Here is an 18,223-nt window from a genome sequence, read left to right as displayed (position 1 = left end):
GCAAAGTGCCCTAGCGTAAGGCTATGAACGCGACTTCCGTGGGGGCTCTGCTGCTCTGCCGGGCCGAGCCGGCGGTGGTACGGCCCGCCGCCCATCTGCTCCGCGAACGGCTGCTGCTCACCCCGGCCGGTGCGGGCTGGACCGTGCTCGTTCCCGAGGGCAAGCCCTGGCTGCACGGCGGCGAACCGGTCGACCGGGTGGTCGTGAGCTGGGCCACCGCGCTCGCCGTCGGCTCCAACTGGCCGGTTCTCGCCCTGTGGTGGGACGCGGGCCGGGCCGGCTACACCCTGGCGGCCGGCTTCCGGCGCACCGTCGGCTATGTCTGGCTCGCGGACGGCACGCCCGCCGGGGAGGACGAGGCGATGCGTACGTTCGCGGCCCGCCTCGGCCTCGATCCCGTACTGGATCTCCAGGCACTGGATCCGCTCACCCACGAGGACCAGGAGGCCGACTCCAGGACCAGGCTCCGGACGCTGGCCGCGTTCCTCACCCGTACCGGCCTCAGCCTTCCGGCCGGTCTCACCCCGGGCGAACCGGCCGACCGGCTGCGTGAGGTCGCGCGTATCCAGCCGGGCGCCGAGCAGCTCGAATGGGCCGGCTGGCGCGACACCGTACGGGCCGAGCTCGACGTGGTGGAGGACGGGCCGCTGGGCCCCTGGCTGCGCGGCCCCAAGGCCCGGCTGCTCGCCACCGCCCAACTCGCGACGGGCGTACCGCTGGTCCTCTGGGCGGCCCGCCGCCGGAGCGCGGGCTGGGCCTTCGCGGGCACGCTGCTCGTCACGCACGGCGTGCTGGGACTCGCGTACGACAGGTTCCGCGCCCAGGAATGAGACCGGGGACGTACGGGGCCGGGTAAGCCGCCGGTTAAGCCGGGTGAAGGGGCGAAAGGGGCGCCGTACGGGCTATTCGTCGTCCTCGTCCTCGTCGTCGAGCCGCGCCAGCCATGTCGCGAGACGTTCGACCGGAACTTCGAAATCGGGATTGAGGTCGACGAACGTACGCAGCTGTTCGGCCAGCCACTCGAAAGTGACCTCCTCCTCGCCGCGCCGTTTCTCCAGTTCCTCGATCCCACGGTCGGTGAAGTACATGGAATCAGCCTAATGCCTGGTGAGAGGGGTGGGGAGAGCGGGAGCGAGGTCCCCTGCGCCGCCGAGAACCGACCGGGTGCGCGGCGCCGTCCTTTCCCATGACCCTCGCGCCGGCTCTCTACTGCCGTTAACCTGCGGGGAATTGGGGGAACGGGGGAAGTCATGGGTGATGACGAGGCCAATGTCACGCGCATCGAAATGCCGGACGGCACGCCCGTATGGGCCCGGATCTCCGGGGCCGAGGAACTGCGCCGGCCATCGGGGGGCCTGACGTACGCGGACACCGGGTTCGCGGATCAGGTACAGGCGCGGGTGGAGAGTCTGCAATCCGTCGTGACCAGCGTCGCACGGTCTCTGGCCGGGCCTCTACGCGCGGTGCGTCCCGACGAGGTGAGTGTCGAGTTCGGCATCGAACTCACCGCCAAGTCGGGCAAGGTCGTCGGACTGCTCGCCGACGGTGAGGCCAAGGGGGGCATCAAAGTCACCCTGACCTGGAACGACGGCGGTCCGCCCGCCGATCTCGCCGCGCCACGGCCGGCGGTGCCGCCCCAGACGGCGCCACCGCCACGGCCCACCGCGCCGCCGGCCGTCCCGTCCGCCGCGCCGCCCGCTGTTCCGCCCGCCGGGGGCACGCCCGGCGCATCCACCGGCGCACCGGCGCATCCGGGCGGTCCCACGCCCCCGGCCGGGAGCGGAGCATGATCGACGGGCTCGGCCGGGGTGTGCCCGGAGCCTTCGGCGACGGCGGACTCGCCCTCCGCGACCTCGTCATGGCCGCCACCGTGCGCATCCATGCTCCGGGGGGCGGGTATGACCCTGATGGGCCAAGCGGAAGCTTCCTGGGGAGCGGCTTCTTCATCGCCCCGAGCTGGGTTCTCACATGTGCGCATGTGGCGTTGCAGGGGGAGGGGCGGGACGTGACCGTGGTCTTCGAAACCGGTCCCCGAAGCGGCGAGACGGCGGTCGCGGGGGCCGTCGTCGCGGCGCTTCCCGAGGCGCCCCCGGGCGGTGCGGGTCCCGGCGCGGGCTGGCCGGCGCCCGATCTCGCGCTCGTCCGGCTCAGCAGGCCCGTCGACCACGCCTGTGTGTATGTCAGCGAGCGCCCCGCGAAGTTCTTCGGCGGCGAGCAGGTGCTCTACTCGGGCTGGACCGAGGTGGGCGGCCGGCTGAAGCGGCTCAGCGGGCAGTGCGCCGTGCAGGGCACCGTCGGCGGCTGGGCGGACTCCGACGAGCAGATGCGGCTCGGCGGGGATGTGCTGCCGCCCGGGGTCTCCGGCGGGCCCGCCGTCGATCTGCACCGAGGCGAGGTGGTCGGGGTGCTGAAGTCACAGCTGCTCGGCGCCATGGGCGGGACCTCCATCGCCATCGACCGGCTGCGTTCGCTGCCGGTGCCCGCCGCGATGGCCGGGTCGGAGTCGGACGACGACTACCAGGCGGTGTTCCACGCCCATGACCGCTACCACGCCGACCGCCACATCAGCCGGGTGGGCACCGGCCGTACGTGGACCGATGTGCAGAGTTCGCTCGCCACGGGAGCCGACCGCGCGCTCTCCCCCCAGCAGCGCGTGACGCTGCTCGGCAGGCTCGCCGAGCTGCCGCCGCCGGTCTCCACCCACAGCCTGCTCGATCTGCTCTTCCGGCTGCCCAATGTGCACTCCGTGGACCGCTATCCGGCGCCGCGCAGCTGGCGCGACGGGCTCGGCGCGCTCTACGAGACCCGGGGCGGGGAGGCCGCGCTCGAACTCGTCCTGCGCTACTGCATGAGCGTCATCTCCGCCGAGCGCCCCTATGTCACGCACACCACCGCGGCGGCCGAGGAAGAGCTCTGGGGCTGGGTGAAGCGGATCGCCGACGAACGGCTCTCGCGGGAGTTCCGCAACGAGATCACCCGGCTGTGGTCGGCGGGACGCCACCGTACGGACCGGGAGCAGCGGCGCGCCTCCCCGGCCTACGGGGAGCGGCCCCGGGAGGGTGAGCGCCCCTTCGTCCTGCTGGAGCTCGAGCCGCGTGGCTGGGAGCGGGACAGCTACGACTGGCGGGTGGGTGTCGCCCGGCACAGCGGCGAGGTGGTGCCGGTCGCCGAGGACAGCAGAGGCACCCCCGGCCACTCCCTGCACACGCGTCTCACCGCCGCGCTCGCCGAGGCGTTCCGCCGCTGCGACGAGCCGGACAGCCCCGCCATGCTCCAGGTCGCCGTCGTACAGGCGCTGCTCGGCCTTGAGGTGGACAGCTGGCAGCTGTCGCCCGACGAGCCGCCGCTCGGGGTCACGCGTCCGGTGGTCGTGCGCTGTTCGGACCAGGAGCCACCGCTCTCGGAGGACGAGGTCCGGGAGCGCAGGGCGCGCTGGAACCGTACGTGGAGCGCGGCGATGCAGGCCGAGATCATCGACTGCGAGGACGGATTGCGGGTACCCGTTCCTACGGAGGAGGAGCTGCGCTCTCTGGCGTACGAGACGGTGCCCGTGCTCTGCCGTTACGGCGACCGGCCCGACGGCGAGACCGCCGCCGGACTGACCCGGGTGGTGCGCGGCGGCTTCCATGTCGCCCTGCTGCGGCGCGGCATGGACCGTCCCGACGTGGTCTGCGCGGACTTCCACCGGCGCGCGGTGGCCACGGTCGCGGAGGCGGGCACGGCCGACCGGCTGCCGTGGAAGATCCAGGAACTGAGACGGGGAGTGCGCGCGGGTCGTACGGAGATGTTCTGGTCGGACGGCGTGGCGCTCTTCTACGACGATCCGCACCACCCGCTGCCCGGATCCGGCCAGTTGCTGGAGGCACCGTGAACCGCCCCGGCCATCGGCCTCTTACGGGGTCGGCGGCGGATCGCTACCGTGTGGCACGTTCGGCGGTTGCTGCCCCTGGCGGACGAGTGATGACGAGGAACACGCAATGAGTGAACCCAGCGAGTGGCTCATCTATCGAGGCGCCGGCGAACCGCACGGAGGCATCACCCAACTGCCTCCGCCGCCTCCCTGGCGGGACTTCGCGGGACGCGGCGACAACTCCCCGGACGACGAGGGCGGTACGGGCGACGGCAGGGACGGCGACGGCTCGGCCGACCGGCGGCTCGGCGGCTACCGGCACGAGGCGGAGCTGCACCGGCCGGGCGCCGAGGAGCTCGAAATGATCAACGCGGCGCTCTACCTGAGGCGTCCGCTGCTGGTCACCGGAAGCCCGGGTGCGGGCAAGAGCACCCTCGCCCACTCCGTCGCGCACGAACTGGGGCTCGGCCGGGTGCTGCGCTGGCCCATCGTCAGCAGGTCCGCCCTCCAGGACGGGCTGTACCACTACGACGCGATCGCCCGGCTCCAGGATGTGCAGCTGGCCGCGCACAGCTCCGCGGGACCGAACGGCGCGGACGGCGCGGACGGAACGGACCGCCACGACCCGTCGGCGGACATCGGCAGCTATATCCGGCTCGGCCCGCTGGGCACCGCGCTGCTGCCCTCGGAGCAGCCCCGCGTACTGCTCATCGACGAGCTGGACAAGAGCGACATCGATCTGCCGAACGATCTCCTGAATGTGCTGGAAGAAGGGGAGTTCGGCATTCCGGAGCTGGAGCGGATCGCCGACCGGCTGCCCGACGGCGAGGCCGAGGTCCTTACCGACGACGGCAAGAAGGTGCGGATCAAGGGCGGCCGGGTGCAGTGCCGTGCCTTCCCGTTCGTCGTCCTCACCAGCAACGGCGAACGGGACTTCCCGGCGCCCCTGATGCGCCGCTGTATCCATCTGGAGCTGGGCCGCCCCGACCACCAGCGGCTCGCCACGTTCGTACGGGCACATCTCGGCGACGAGGCCGCCCGCGCCGGCGACGATCTGATCAGCCACTTCCTGGAGCGCTCGCGCAGCGAACTCATCTCCACCGACCAGTTGCTGAACGCCATCTATCTCACCGACGCCGCCGCCCCGGCGGGTCGCGACCGCCTCGCCGACCTGCTCATCCAGCGACTCGACCGGCCGAGGTGATGTGCTGATGACGGGCGGTGCGGCGGACCGTACGACGGAGGGCCCGGCCGGCCGGCGGGCGGCGCCCGACGGCGCTCTGCTGACCGCGCTCGTCGCCCGGCTGCGCGAGGCCGGTCTCGACCCCGACGCCGAACAGCTCTGTGACGCCATCTGGCTGGCGGAACAGACCGGACGCGGCCGGACGCGGCAGGGACCCGGCGAGGACGGCGAGGAGACGGCGGACAGCGGCGAACGGCCGGCCGTCACCGGCGCGACGGCCGTCGCGCCGGCGGCCCTCACCGACTCCGTCCAGGAGGCCGAGCCGGAGGACGGACCGGGGCCGAGGCCGGATCCCGGCGAGGAGGACGACCGGCGGATCTCCCTCTATCCCGTACCGAGCCACGGCGGACGGCGTGCCCGGCACGGGCGCGGGGCCACCGCGCTCACCCTCGGGGTGCCCGCCGCCCCCGCGCTGCCCGCACCCCTCGAACTCCAGCGCGCGTTGAGGCCACTTCAGCGCTACCGGCCCGCCGCCCCGCCGTTGCGCCGTACCCTTGACGAGGTGGCGACAGTGGAACTGAGCGCTCGGGCCGGCGGGCTGATCATCCCGGTATTCCGCGGGGTCTCGCGGGCGGACGCGCTGCTCCAGTTCGTCATGGACGCCTCGTCGTCGATGCGGGTCTGGGAGCGGCTCTTCACCGAACTCCAGCAGATATTCGGCCAGTTGGGCGCCTTCCGTGATGTGCAGGTGCGCTATCTGCACCAAGGGCCCGACGGCGCGCCCGCCGTCAGCAGAAGCCCCGACCCGGCCGCCGCGCCGCTCAGCTCCGCCGACCGGCTGAGCGATCCGACCGGACGCCGCGTCACCGTCGTCGTCAGCGACTGCGCGGGCCCGCTCTGGCACAGCGGACGCGCCCACCGGCTGCTGCACCAGCTCGCCCGCCAGGCGCCCACCGCCGTACTGCAACCGCTGCCGCAGCGCATGTGGAACCGCACCCGGCTGCCCGTCACCTACGGCGTGCTGTCCCGGGGCGAGGGACCGGGCGGCGCGGCCGTCCTGAAGGTCGGCGGCGACGCCGCCACGGCGCCCGCCGCGCGGCCGGGAGCCCTCGCGATCCCCGTACTGCCGCCGGTCGCGGGCGCGCTCGACGCCTGGGCACGGCTGCTGTCGGGGACCGGCGCGGGCCGGATCTCCGGCGCGGTCGGCTGGGTGCGCGCCGACCATCCCGCGTCGCCCGTGCCGCGCCGGGGCGACCGGATGTCCTCGCTCCAGCTGGTCAGCCGGTTCCGCTCGGCCGCCTCGCCGGCCGCCGGACAACTGGCCGTCTATCTCGCCGCGGCCCCGCTCTATCTGCCGGTGATGCAGCTGGTGCAGCGCACGATGCTGCCCGACTCGGGACCGTCCGAGCTGGCCGAGGTGCTGCTCAGCGGGCTGCTCTCGCGAAGCAAGGGCGACGGCGGGGACGACGGTCAGTGGTACGAGTTCGCGCCGGGCGTCCAGGACGCGCTGCTCGGACCGCTGGGCCGGGACGAGGCGCTGCTCGTGCTGAAGCACTGCTCGGAGTACATCGAGCAGAGATTCGGCAGGGGCGGCCCCAACTTCCCGGCCCTGGCCGTGGCCCAGCTGGGCGACAGCAGCCCCGGCCCGTTCCTCCCGCGCGGCGCTCTCGACGACGGCGCGTTCCGCGGCGAGGGCGAGACGGAGATCGAGCCGGACGGCGAGAACGGCGAAGCGGGGGAGAACGGCGGGCCGGAGGGCGGCGCCCGACGCGCGCCGGACCCCTTCGCCGAGGTCGCGGCCCGGGTGCTGGAGCGGTTCATGCCGCTGCCGGACCAGTTCGCGCCCTACGGCGGCGGCCAGGTCCTCGACCCGCCCACCAACGACGCGGTGGAGAGCGCCCGCGGGCTGCTGCGCCAGTTCGATTCGGACAGCATGGTGCAGTATCTGATAGACGCCGTACAGCTGCTGCGCGGCGCCACCGAACGCGAGGAGCCGGCGTCCGGCTCCGACCCCGAGCTGTGGGCGGAGTTCGCCCGCTGTCTGCTGCGGCTGTGGGAGGTCCAGGGCGGCGGCGGACTGCTGCGCGAGGCCGAGCGTGCCGCCGAGAAGGCCGCAGCGCATCCCCGGGCGGTACGTGAACGGGCCGTGCTCGCCAAGGTGTTGCACGCCGCGGCCGACGACCGGCGGCGGCGCGGCGACCGGCGCGCCGCGCTGGAGCTGCTGCGCCGCGCCGACCGCGAGTACACCGTCGCCTGCGCCGCGCCGGGACTGGAGCCGGGCGAGGCGCTGCGGCTGACCCTGGAGCGGGTGCGCGCCCTGGAGGCGCAGTGGCGGCTGGGCGGCGACAGCGCGCTGCTCCAGGGCGCGATCGGCATGCTGGAGGCGTTCGCCGACGTCTGGCCCGATCAGGAGAACCGGCCGCCGGGGCTGCCGCTGGCCCATGGACGGACGCTGCTGCGGCTGTCCGGTGCGACCGGCGACCCCGAACAGGCCCAGGTGTACGCGGGCCAGGCGGCGCGCTCGCTGCGCAGGGCGCTCGCCCCCGGCGGCCACACCGTCGGCACGCAGGCCCGGATCCTGCTCGATCTGGTGGACGCGCTGCTGCGGTCGGGCGACGGCCTGGACGAGGCGGGGACGCTCGTCGACCAGTCGCTGGTGACCGTACGGGACGAGCGGCTGCTCGCCTCGCTCAGGACCAGGGCGGGCCGGGTGCGGGCCGCCCGCTACGAACGCTCCGGCGACCCGGGCGATCTGGAGGAGGCCGCGGAGTACTTCGCCCGTGCCTCGCGCGGAGTCCCCCGGGACTCCCGGGCCCACGCGGATCTGCTCGCCGAGTGGGGCACGACCCTGCTGAGGCGCGCGGAACTGCCGGACGGCAGCCGGTACATCGGCGCGGCGGTACGGGTCCTGCGCGACTGCCGTACGGAAACGGTGCCCGGCGTCCGCCAGGCCGACCGGCTGCTGATGCTGGGCAAGGCCCTGATGCTGCGTCATCGGCTGGGCGGCGACCGGGTGGATCTGCGGGAGGCCGAGCATCTCTTCGGGCTCGCCGCGCAGGAGGCGCGCGATCCGCTGACCGCCGCGCGCTGCTGGCTGGAACTGGGCCGCTCCCACTTCGACGCACACCGGATCCTGCACCGGCCGGCCCGGCTCGACGAGGCGGCCGAGGCGTTCCGGGGCGCGGCGGACTCGGCCAGGACGGCGGAAGCGGAGCTGGACAATCCGCGACGGCGGCTGGAAGCCGTGGTCCTGCGCGCCGAGGCCAATCACTGGCGGGGAATGACCTACGAGGAAGCCGGCAGGCCCCGGGCCGCGCGCGAGGCATATCGCGCGGCGCGTACGGAGTGGGGCAAGCTGCCGGACGGCGGCGGCGACCGGGCGCGTGCGACTTCGGACAGGCTGGCCGAACTGGAGCGGTGAGGAACGGGCTCGTACGGGGTACGGGAAGGGGTACGACCGATACGACGCACGCGCACGGCAACGGGGAGGCGTGATGGACGACTTGACGCGGACGACACACACGAAGCGGCCGGTGGACGGCGGAACTCCGGACGGTCCCGGCGCCCTGCCGGATCTGCTGGCGCTCGACCTTGAGGCGCTGCGCACCCTCGACCACCCGGTCCTCGCCGAGGTGGTGGCGGATCTGCGCGGCCGGGCCGAGCAGCCGCGCGAGATGCTGTGGGGGTTCAACAGCGCGTTCTGACGCGGCGGATGCCCGCCCCGGACCTCGCACCCGTTTTTGGCCCGGGGCCTCCGTCGAACAGGACAACTTGTCGCGCCACGCGTTTGCCTCCCCGCCGGTTCCGGGAACCAGGCCCTCGGCCGGGCAGCCCGGGGCTGTCCCGGATGCCGTAGACCACCGGGAGTTCGGAGTGTCCAGACAGGCCATGCCGCGCGGGCCGACGCCCGTACCGGCACCGGAGGTCCAGAGGTCCGCCGTGCCCACGCCGGCCTCCGTTCCCTTTCCCTTCGGGCAGTTCATCGTCAAGGTGCACGGCCGCTGCAACCTCGCCTGCCGCTACTGCTATCTCTACGAGGGGCCCGATCGCACCTGGCGCGAGCGCCCGGCCGCCGCCGCGCCCGCCGTCCTGGACCGCGCGGCGTCCCGGATCGCCGAGCACGCTGCCACGCACGCGCTGCGCGACCTCTCGCTCGTCCTGCACGGCGGTGAACCACTGCTCGCGGGCGCCGGCCGGCTGGCCGCCTTCGCCGGACTCGTACGCGAACGGGTACCGCGCGGCTGCACCGTCCACGCCATCGTGCAGACCAACGCGACCCTGCTCACCGAGGACCGGATCGCCACCCTCGCCCGGCACGGGATACGCGTCGGCATCAGCCTCGACGGCGGTCTGGCCGCCCACAACACCCTGCGCGTCGACCACGCGGGCCGCCCCTCCTGGCCCGCCGCCTCGCGCGGCGCCCGGCTGCTCGCCGAGCACCACCCCGAGGCGTACGCGGGCATCCTCACGGTCGTCGACCCGCGCACCGACCCCGCCGAGGTGTACGCGTCGCTGCTGGCGCTGCGCCCGCCCGCCCTCGATCTGCTGCTGCCGCACGGCAACTGGTCCGCCCCGCCGCCCGGACTCGCCGGCACCGCCGAGGCATCCGACCGTCCCACCCCGTACGGCGACTGGCTGAGCACGGTCTTCGACCGCTGGTGGTCGGCCGGGCGCAGGGAGACCCGGATCCGGCTCTTCGAGGAATGTCTCGCCCTGCTGCTCGGCCTGCCCGGCGCCACCGAGTCCCTGGGACTCGACCCCGTCAACGCCATCGTGATCGAGACCGACGGCGCCATCGAACAGGTCGACTCCCTGAAGTCCGCCTACGACACGGCCGCCGCCACCGGACTCGACATCTTCCGGCACACCCTCGACGACGCCACCCGCCACCCCGCGGTCGCCGCCCGCCAGTCCGGCGCCGCGTCCCTCGCCGCCGGCTGCCGCGCCTGCCCGCTGCTCACCGTCTGCGGCGGCGGCCACTACGCCCACCGCTACCGCGCGGGACACGGCTTCACCAACCCCTCCGTCTACTGCGCGGACCTCCAGCGGCTGATCCGCCATGTGGCGGCCAGACTCACCGAAGCGACGACTCCCCGGGCGGCGAGTCAGGGAGGTGGCGGGTGAGCCCCGTCGTACCGGACGCGCTGTTGCGTGAACTCGGCCGTACCGAGGGCGGTTCCGAAGCCCTCGGGCTGCTCGTGCGCGACCAGTACACCCGGCGGCTGGTACTGCTGCGGGCCCTGCTCGACGCGGGGTCCGCCGCACCCGCCGCGGTCTGCCCGCCCGGCCGGCTGGAGCGGCTGCGCCAGGACTGGGCGCTGCTGGAGGCCGCCGAGCGCGCGGACAGGGCCGCCACCCGCTCCGTTCTGCTCCATCCACTGGCAGGCCCCTGGGCACAACGTTGTCTGCGTGGTCTCACCGCTGCCGCGCCGACCCCCGAACTCGCCGCCGATCTGGACCACTTCAGCGCCCTCGCCGCGGCGGCGGCGATCCGCGCGGCCCTGCCCTTCGAGGCACGGCTCGTCGCCTCCGACGGGCTGCTCGTCCTGCCCACCCTGGGCGCGCTGCGCACCGCTCCGGGAGCACGCGTGGTGGTCGTCGCCCTGGCCGAGGAAGGGGTGACACTACGGCAGGAGGATTCCGGAGCCGTCACCGTACGGCTCGGGGAAGAGGGCGCGCACTCCGACGACCCGCGCTGGCTGCCCATCCTCACGCTCCCCGCCGTAGCGCCGGGCATCGCGCGCGTACCGCTCGACGACCTCGATCCGTACCGCACGGCCGGCAGCGGACTGCAACGGTTCGGGCTCTCCTCCGTCGCCGGGCCCGACGACGGCGAACGCGCGGCGTGGCGTGAGCTGTGGGCGGGGGTGGAGCCCATGCTCCGGGTCGGCGGCGCCCACCGCACCGCCGAGGCGGCGGCCCTGCTGCGCTGTCTGGTCCCGCTCTCCCCGCCACCCGGCTCCCCGTCCACCGGGCAGGGCGCCGCGCAGTGCAGCGGCACCCGCCGCGAGGCGTTCGGCGCGATCCTCAGCAGCAGGCCGGCCACCGCCGCCCACTTCGCGGCGACCCTCGTCCACGAACTCCAGCACACCAAACTCGCCGCGCTCGCGGCCCTCACCCCGCTGCACCACGAGGACGCGACGCCACGTCACTTCGCGCCCTGGCGCCCCGACGCCAGGCCCTTCGACGGGCTGCTCCAGGGCGCGTACTCGCATATCGCGCTCGCCGACTTCTGGCAGCGCTGCGCCCTCGGCACGGACCGCTCCTCCGCCCGCGATCTGGCCTGGTCCGAGCACGCCCGCTGTCAGGAGCAGGTCGGCGCGGTCCTGCCGGTGCTGGCGGCCTCCGGGGCGCTGACCCCGGCGGGCCGGGTACTCGTCAACGAGATGATCTCCATGTACCACCGGCTGGCCGACATACCTCCGCCGCCGGGACACCTGGCCCGAGCGGTGGCATATGTGCGTACCGCGCGCATGATCTGGCGCCAGCGAAACGCGAGTTGACGCCACGCGTACGAGGATGGATCGCGCAGGCTCCGGGGTATGTTAGAAGGGCTTATGACGAAGCAGGGAGACGGTCGAATGCCCGGAGCACGTAAGCCAGTTGGAGCAATCGGGACGCAGGCTGTCACCATCAGTTTCGCCGGTTTCAACCGGGCCTGGGCGGTCTGGATCGGCGACCGGCTCCAGCTGCGCGGGCTCACGGTCGTCTACCAGCGGTGGGACCCGCCGGTGGAGACATCGCTGGAGGAGGCCCTGGAGGATCTGCTGCTGGCGCCGGGGCCCATCCTCATGGTCCTCAGCGACTGGTACTTCCAGCTCGGCCCCCGCAGCCACGACGAGTGGAACCGCGCCCTGCGCCAGGTGGTGGCCGCCCGGCCCGACCGGTTCGCCGCCGTCACCGTCACCACCTCCACACTGCCCAGTGCCACCGCCGTCCTCGCCGCCGCCGATCTGACCACCGTCGGTGAATCGGAGGCCGAGCGGCGCGTCCTGGTCCGCCTCGGACTGCCCACCGACCACCTCCCCGAGCTCGGGGAGGCCCGGCGCGGCCCGCGCTTTCCCGCCGACACCCCCGATGTGTGGGGTGGAGTCCCCCGCCGCAACACGCGCTTCACCGGCCGCGAGACGCTGCTCGACAGCGCCTACCAGGCGCTCCAGGCGGCCGGCCGCGGCGCCGGCGTGGTCACACTGCACGGCATGTCGGGCGTGGGCAAGACCCAGCTGGCCGCCGAGTACGTGTACCGCTTCGGTGCCGAGTACGACGTGGTGTGGTGGGTCTCCGCCGACAAGCGGGTCAGCTGCCGGCAGAAACTCGCCGAACTCGCCCCGGCGCTCGGCCTGTCCACCGGTGTGGAGTACGGCGAGCGGCTGCGCGCCGTACTGGACGCGCTGCGCCGCGGCGAGCCGTTCAAGCGCTGGCTGCTGGTCCTGGACGGGGCCGACGAACCCGAGCAGATCTGGGATCTGGTCCCCACCGGCCCCGGCCATGTGCTGATCACGGCGCGCAACCCGGAATGGCGCGAGCACAACAGCGCCCTGATGGAGGTGCCGGTCTACGAACGCGAGGAGTCGGTCGCCTTCATCCGCCGCCGTGCCTCGCGGCTGACCCATGTGGAGGCGGACCAGCTCGCGGAGGCGCTCGAAGACCTGCCGCTGCTGCTCGACCAGACCGCCGGGTGGCTCAATGACTCGGACATGTCCGTCGACGAGTACATCGAGCTGCTGGAGGACGGCATCGACCAGGACGTCGTGCGGGTCTCCGCCGACTTCCCGCTCGCCTTCCAGACCGGCTGGTCGATACTGCTCAACAAGCTCCGCGAGACCGTCCCCGAGTCCGTCGATCTGCTGCGGCTGTGCACCTTCTTCGCGCCGGGCGCCATCCCCGTACGGCTGGTACGCGACCTACCCGCGAACACGCTCCCGGAGAAGCTGCGCGGACTGGTCGACGATCCGGTGCGCTGGGCGCGGGCGATCAACAAGCTGCGGCAGTACGCCGTCGTCCGCGCGGCCGGGGTCGGCGAGCGCGAGGTCCACGACTCGGTGCACGACGCCGGTCTGCCCGGGGTGGCGGGCGACACCCTCTATATGCACCGTATGGTCCACCAGATCGTCCATCAGGACATGCCCGAGCAGGACCACAAGGACTTCATCGAGGTGGTGCGCCGGGCGCTGGTGGCGGCCGACCCGGGCCGGCCGACCGACACCCGGCTGTGGCCCCGGTACGCGGAGATCACCCCGCATCTCAAGTGGGCCGATGTGCTGAAGAGCACCGATCCCGCGATGCACACCCTGGTCCTCAATTGTCTGCGCTACATGTATCTCTCCGGGGAGTACCGGGCGGGCATCAACCTCGGGCGGCGCACGCTGGCCGCATGGCGGCGGCTCCTCGGCGAGACGCACCCGAGGATCTGGGACGTCAGCTACCACTACGCCAACCTGATGCGCGCGGTGGGCGACTACGCGGGCACCGAGGCCATCGAACGCGCCGCGGTCGAGTATCTGCTCGCCGAACGCGGGCCCAAGGACCTGGAGCATCTGCGCGCCTCCGCGGGGCTGGCCGCCGATCTGCGCGGCCTCGGCCGGTACGAGGAGGCCCTTGAGATCTCCGGCCGGATCCTGGACTACTACCGGGAACTCCTCGGCGAACAGGACTCCCGTACCCTCAACGCCCAGAACAATCTGGCCGTCTCGCTCCGGCTGCTCGGCCGGTACGAGGAATCCCTCGATCTCAACCGGCGCACGCTGGACATGCGCCGGCAGACGCTCCGCCTGCGGCACAACTGGACCCTCTTCTCCGAGATCAACTACGCCACCGACCTGCGCCTGCTCGGCCGCTACAACGAGGCCGAATCGCTCCAGTCGCAGAGCGTGCGCGTCCACCGGATCGTGCTGGGCCGGGACAACCCCCAGACGCTGCGCGCCGAGCACAATCTCGCCCTCTGCCTGTACCGCACGGGCGAACGCGCCAAGGCCGCCGTCCTGTTCACCCAGGTCCTGGAGAACTGCGAGCGGGTGCTCGGTGAACACGACCCGCTCACCATCATGTTCGCGGCGGGCCAGAGCTGCTTCGCCCGCGAGCACGGCGACATCGACCAGGCCATGGAGATAAGCGACAAGGTCGTCCACGGCTATCTGGCGATGCTCGGGGAAGGGCATCCGTTCGTCGCGGGAGCCCGCGCCAACCATGGCCTGATCCTGCGCAACCTGGGGGAGCGGGAGCAGGCGCAGGCACTGATCGAGGACTCCCTCGTCGATCTGACCCAGGCCGTCGGCGAGCGCCATCCCTGGGCCCTGGGGTGCGCCATCAACGCCTCGGCGCTGCGCAATCTGGTGGGCGACCCGGAGGGCGCCGCCGCGCTGACCGCCGACACCGTCGCCCGCGCCACCGAGACGCTGGGCAGAACCCATCCGCTGACGCTCTCGGCCAGGATCGCGTACGCGGCGGACCTGCGGGCCCTGCGGGAGGGGCCCCGGGCGAAGAAGACCGAGGGGGAGGCGCTGGACGATCTGGCGGCCACCCTCGGCGCGCAGCATGTCCACACCGTCGCGGCCCGGTCCCGTAACCGCCCCTACTGGGACTTCGAGCCGCCGACCGTCTGACGCCGGAGGGCCCGGCCGCGCGTGGATCGCGGGGCCGGGCCCTCCGGTCGGTACGACGGGTCCGTCAGGCGTCGAAGACCTCGTTGACCAGCTGCTGCTGCTCCGCCTGGTGGCGCTTGGCCGAGCCGACCGCCGGGGACGAGGAGTGCGGACGCGAGATACGGCGCAGCCGCTCGGCGCCCGGCACATCCGCGCCGACCGCCAGGTCCAGGTGGTCGATCAGATTGAGCGCGATGAACGGCCAGGCACCCTGGTTCGCCGGCTCCTCCTGGGCCCACAGGTATGTCTCGGCGTTCGGGAACTTGGCGATCTCGGCCTGCAGTTCGGCACCCGGCAGCGGGTACAGGCGCTCCAGGCGCAGGATCGCGGTGTCCGTCACGCCACGCTTCTGCCGCTCGGCGTCGAGGTCGTAGTAGACCTTGCCGGCGGTGAAGACGACCTTGCGCACGGCGCTCGGGTCCACGCTCGGGTCGCCGATCACCGGGCGGAAGCCGCCGGTGGTGAACTCCTCGGCCTTGGACGCCGCGGCCTTCAGACGCAGCATCGACTTCGGGGTGAAGACGACGAGCGGCTTGTGGTGCGGGTTGTGGACCTGCCAGCGCAGCAGGTGGAAGTAGTTCGACGGCAGGGTCGGCATGGCGACCGTCATGTTGTTCTGCGCGCACATCTGGAGGAAGCGCTCCGGGCGGGCGGACGAGTGGTCCGGGCCCTGGCCCTCGTAGCCGTGCGGCAGCAGCAGCGTGACGCCGGAGGTCTGGCCCCACTTCTGCTCGGCCGACGAGACGAACTCGTCCACGACGGTCTGCGCGCCGTTGACGAAGTCACCGAACTGCGCCTCCCACATGACCAGCGCGTCCGGCCTGGCCAGCGAGTAGCCGTACTCGAAGCCCATCGCCGCGTACTCGCTGAGCAGCGAGTCGTAGACGTTGTAGCGGGCCTGCTCGTCGGTGAGGTACTGGAGCGGCGTGTAGTCCTCGCCCGTGCCCTGGTCGACCAGGACCGCGTGGCGCTGGCCGAACGTACCGCGGCGGGTGTCCTGGCCGGAGAGCCGGACCGGCGTGCCCTCCATCAGCAGCGAGCCGATGGCGAGGGTCTCGCCCATGCCCCAGTCGATCGTGCCGTCCTCCACCGAGGCGGCCCGGCGCTGCATCTGCGGCATCAGGCGCGGGTGGACGGTGACCGTGTCGGGGATGTTGACCTGCGACTCGGCGATCCGCTTCACGACCTCCTGGGAGACCGCGGTGGTCACGGACACCGGGAACTCCGCCTGGGCGTCCGGGACCTGGGCCGTGGCCCGGTGCGAGGTGGCCTCGCGGACCTCCGCGAAGACCTTCTCCAGCTGGCCCTGGAAGTCCTGGAGCGCCTGCTCCGCCTCTTCCAGCGTGATGTCGCCGCGGCCGATCAGCGACTCGGTGTAGAGCTTGCGCACCGAGCGCTTCTTGTCGATGAGCCGGACCATCTGCGGGTTGGTGAACTGCGGGTTGTCGCCCTCGTTGTGACCGCGGCGGCGGTAGCAGATGAGGTCGATCACGACGTCCTTGTTGAACGTCTGGCGGAACTCGAAGGCGAGCCGTCCGACACGGACCACGGCCTCCGGGTCGTCGCCGTTCACATGGATGATCGGCGCCTCGATCATGCGGGCCACGTCGGTCGCGTACATGGAGGACCGCGACGCCTCGGGGGCGGCGGTGAAGCCGACCTGGTTGTTGATCACGATGTGGACCGTGCCGCCGGTGCGGTAGCCGCGCAGCTGCGACATGTTGAGCGTCTCGGCGACCACACCCTGGCCCGCGAAGGCCGCGTCGCCGTGCAGCGCGAGCGGCAGGACCGTGAAGTCCGTACCGCCCTTGTTGATGATGTCCTGCTTGGCGCGGACGACGCCCTCCAGGACCGGGTCCACCGCCTCCAGGTGCGAGGGGTTGGCGGTCAGCGAGACCTTGATCTGCTCGCCGTCCAGACCGGTGAAGGTGCCCTCGGCGCCCAGGTGGTACTTCACATCGCCGGAGCCGTGCATCGACTTCGGGTCGAGGTTGCCCTCGAACTCCCGGAAGATCTGGGCGTACGACTTGCCCACGATGTTCGCGAGGACGTTCAGCCGGCCGCGGTGGGCCATGCCGATGACGACCTCGTCGAGCCGCGACTCGGCGGCGGAGTCGATGACCGCGTCGAGCAGCGGGATGACGGACTCGCCGCCCTCCAGCGAGAACCGCTTCTGGCCGACGTACTTCGTCTGCAGGAAGGTCTCGAACGCCTCGGCGGCGTTGAGCCTGCGCAGGATCCGCAGCTGCTCCTCGCGCTCCGGCTTGGCGTGCGCCCCGCGCTCGATACGGTCCTGGATCCACTTGCGCTGCTTCGGGTCCTGGATGTGCATGAACTCGATGCCGGTGGTGCGGCAGTACGAGTCGCGCAGCACGCCCAGGATGTCGCGCAGCTTCATCATGGACTTGCCGGCGAAGCCGCCGACCGCGAACTCCCGCTCCAGGTCCCACAGCGTGAGCCCGTGCTCGGTGATGTCCAGGTCGGGGTGCTTGCGCTGGAGGTAGTCCAACGGGTCGGTGTCGGCCATGACATGGCCCCGGACCCGGTAGGAGTGGATCAGCTCGAAGACCCGGGCGGGCTTGGTGACGTCCTCGTCGTGCGAGGCGTCGATGTCCTTGAGCCAGCGCACCGGCTCGTACGGGATGCGCAGCGACTTGAAGATCTCGTCGTAGAAGTCGTTCTCGCCGAGGAGCAGTTGGCTGACGATCCGCAGGAACTCGCCCGAGGCGGCGCCCTGGATGACCCGGTGGTCATAGGTCGAGGTCAGCGTCATGACCTTGGAGATGCCCAGCTTGTTCAGGGTGTCCTGCGAGGTGCCCTGGAACTCCGCCGGGTAGTCCATCGAACCGACGCCCATGATGACCGACTGACCGGGCATCAGACGCGGCACGGAGTGGACCGTGCCGAGGCCGCCCGGGTTGGTCAGGGAGACGGTGACGCCCGTGAAGTCGTCCATCGTCAGCTTGTTGTTCCTGGCGCGGCGGACGATGTCCTCGTACGCCTGCCAGAAGTCGAAGAAGTTGAGGGTCTCGGCCTTCTTGATGCCCGCCACGACCAGCTGGCGGTCGCCGTTCGGCTTCACCAGGTCGATGGCCAGACCGAAGTTGATGTGCTCCGGCTTGACCAGGGTCGGCTTGCCGTCCCGCTCGGCGTAGGAGTGGTTCATCGAGGGCATGGCCTTGATGGCCTGCACCATCGCGTACCCGATGAGGTGCGTGAAGGAGATCTTGCCGCCACGCGCGCGCTTCAGGTGGTTGTTGATGACGATGCGGTTGTCGAAGAGCAGCTTCACCGGGACCGCGCGCACGGACGTGGCCGTGGGCAGCTCCAGCGAGGCGTTCATGTTCTTCGCGACGGCGGCGGACGGGCCGCGCAGCGTCACATACTCGGGGCCCTCGGGCGCCGCGGTGGCCTCGCCGCCGTTCGCGGCGGGCTTGGCCTTCGCCGGGGCGGGGGCGGCCGGGGCGGCGGCCACCACGGGCTTCGCCGGGGCAGCGGGCCGCGCGGGCGCCGGGGCGGCGACAGCGGGCTTGGCCGGCGCGACGGGGG

At 72.3% G+C, this 18,223-nt stretch carries 11 protein-coding genes; 9 read left to right on the top strand and 2 right to left on the bottom strand.

Annotated elements, in window-relative coordinates; all coding sequences use genetic code 11:
• The first annotated feature begins 23 nt into the window (after window positions 1-23).
• The gene (locus M1203_RS34980; protein WP_249953886.1) at window positions 24-830 is read left to right on the top strand and encodes a hypothetical protein; all 807 of its coding nucleotides are present in this window, start codon (window positions 24-26) and stop codon (window positions 828-830) included.
• A 72-nt stretch (window positions 831-902) separates the two neighbouring features.
• Here M1203_RS34980 and M1203_RS34975 read toward each other — a convergent pair whose 3' ends face one another.
• Window positions 903-1,088: a DUF6104 family protein gene (locus tag M1203_RS34975; RefSeq protein WP_007266501.1), complete on the bottom strand. Its 186-nt coding sequence runs from the start codon at window positions 1,086-1,088 to the stop codon at window positions 903-905.
• A gap of 162 nt (window positions 1,089-1,250) precedes the next feature.
• Between M1203_RS34975 and M1203_RS34970 the strand changes: the two genes are divergently transcribed.
• The 8 genes from M1203_RS34970 to fxsT all read left to right on the top strand — a co-directional run bounded on the left by M1203_RS34970 (window position 1,251) and on the right by fxsT (window position 14,635).
• Window positions 1,251-1,790, top strand: a complete 540-nt coding sequence (locus M1203_RS34970; RefSeq protein ID WP_249953885.1) for a CU044_2847 family protein — start codon at window positions 1,251-1,253, stop codon at window positions 1,788-1,790.
• Window positions 1,787-3,871 carry a trypsin-like peptidase domain-containing protein gene (locus M1203_RS34965; protein WP_249953884.1) on the top strand — a complete coding sequence of 695 codons (2,085 nt, stop codon included), beginning with the start codon at window positions 1,787-1,789 and terminating at the stop codon, window positions 3,869-3,871. The genes M1203_RS34970 and M1203_RS34965 overlap by 4 nt, the downstream gene beginning before the upstream one ends.
• A 106-nt stretch (window positions 3,872-3,977) precedes the next feature.
• Window positions 3,978-5,054, top strand: coding sequence for a MoxR family ATPase (locus M1203_RS34960; protein WP_249953883.1), 1,077 nt, complete (start codon window positions 3,978-3,980; stop codon window positions 5,052-5,054).
• Window positions 5,055-5,061: 7 nt separating this feature from the next.
• Complete coding sequence (locus M1203_RS34955; protein ID WP_249953882.1) at window positions 5,062-8,454, top strand: SAV_2336 N-terminal domain-related protein; 3,393 nt, start codon at window positions 5,062-5,064, stop codon at window positions 8,452-8,454.
• 73 nt (window positions 8,455-8,527) lie between these two features.
• Window positions 8,528-8,737 (top strand): FxSxx-COOH cyclophane-containing RiPP peptide, encoded by a 210-nt coding sequence (gene fxsA, locus M1203_RS34950; RefSeq protein WP_249953881.1) that lies wholly within the window; start codon window positions 8,528-8,530, stop codon window positions 8,735-8,737.
• Between the two features lie 184 nt (window positions 8,738-8,921).
• Complete coding sequence (locus M1203_RS34945) at window positions 8,922-10,157, top strand: FxsB family cyclophane-forming radical SAM/SPASM peptide maturase (RefSeq protein ID WP_283959381.1); 1,236 nt, start codon at window positions 8,922-8,924, stop codon at window positions 10,155-10,157.
• The gene (locus M1203_RS34940; RefSeq protein ID WP_249953879.1) at window positions 10,154-11,536 is read left to right on the top strand and encodes an HEXXH motif-containing putative peptide modification protein; all 1,383 of its coding nucleotides are present in this window, start codon (window positions 10,154-10,156) and stop codon (window positions 11,534-11,536) included. Before M1203_RS34945 ends, M1203_RS34940 begins: the two co-directional genes overlap by 4 nt.
• Window positions 11,537-11,614: 78 nt before the next feature.
• Window positions 11,615-14,635: an FxSxx-COOH system tetratricopeptide repeat protein gene (gene fxsT / locus M1203_RS34935; protein ID WP_249953878.1), complete on the top strand. Its 3,021-nt coding sequence runs from the start codon at window positions 11,615-11,617 to the stop codon at window positions 14,633-14,635.
• A gap of 64 nt (window positions 14,636-14,699) precedes the next feature.
• On the opposite strand, the gene M1203_RS34930 is transcribed toward fxsT, so the two are convergent.
• Window positions 14,700-18,223, bottom strand: a 3,524-nt coding sequence (locus M1203_RS34930) for a multifunctional oxoglutarate decarboxylase/oxoglutarate dehydrogenase thiamine pyrophosphate-binding subunit/dihydrolipoyllysine-residue succinyltransferase subunit (RefSeq protein WP_249953877.1), incomplete at its 5' end; no start/stop codon positions are given.

The organism is Streptomyces sp. 35G-GA-8, from assembly GCF_023534745.1.
Lineage (GTDB): Bacteria > Actinomycetota > Actinomycetes > Streptomycetales > Streptomycetaceae > Streptomyces.
The sequence above is the reverse complement of the archived record's forward strand: the minus strand, read 5'-3'. Positions and strand labels throughout refer to the sequence as shown.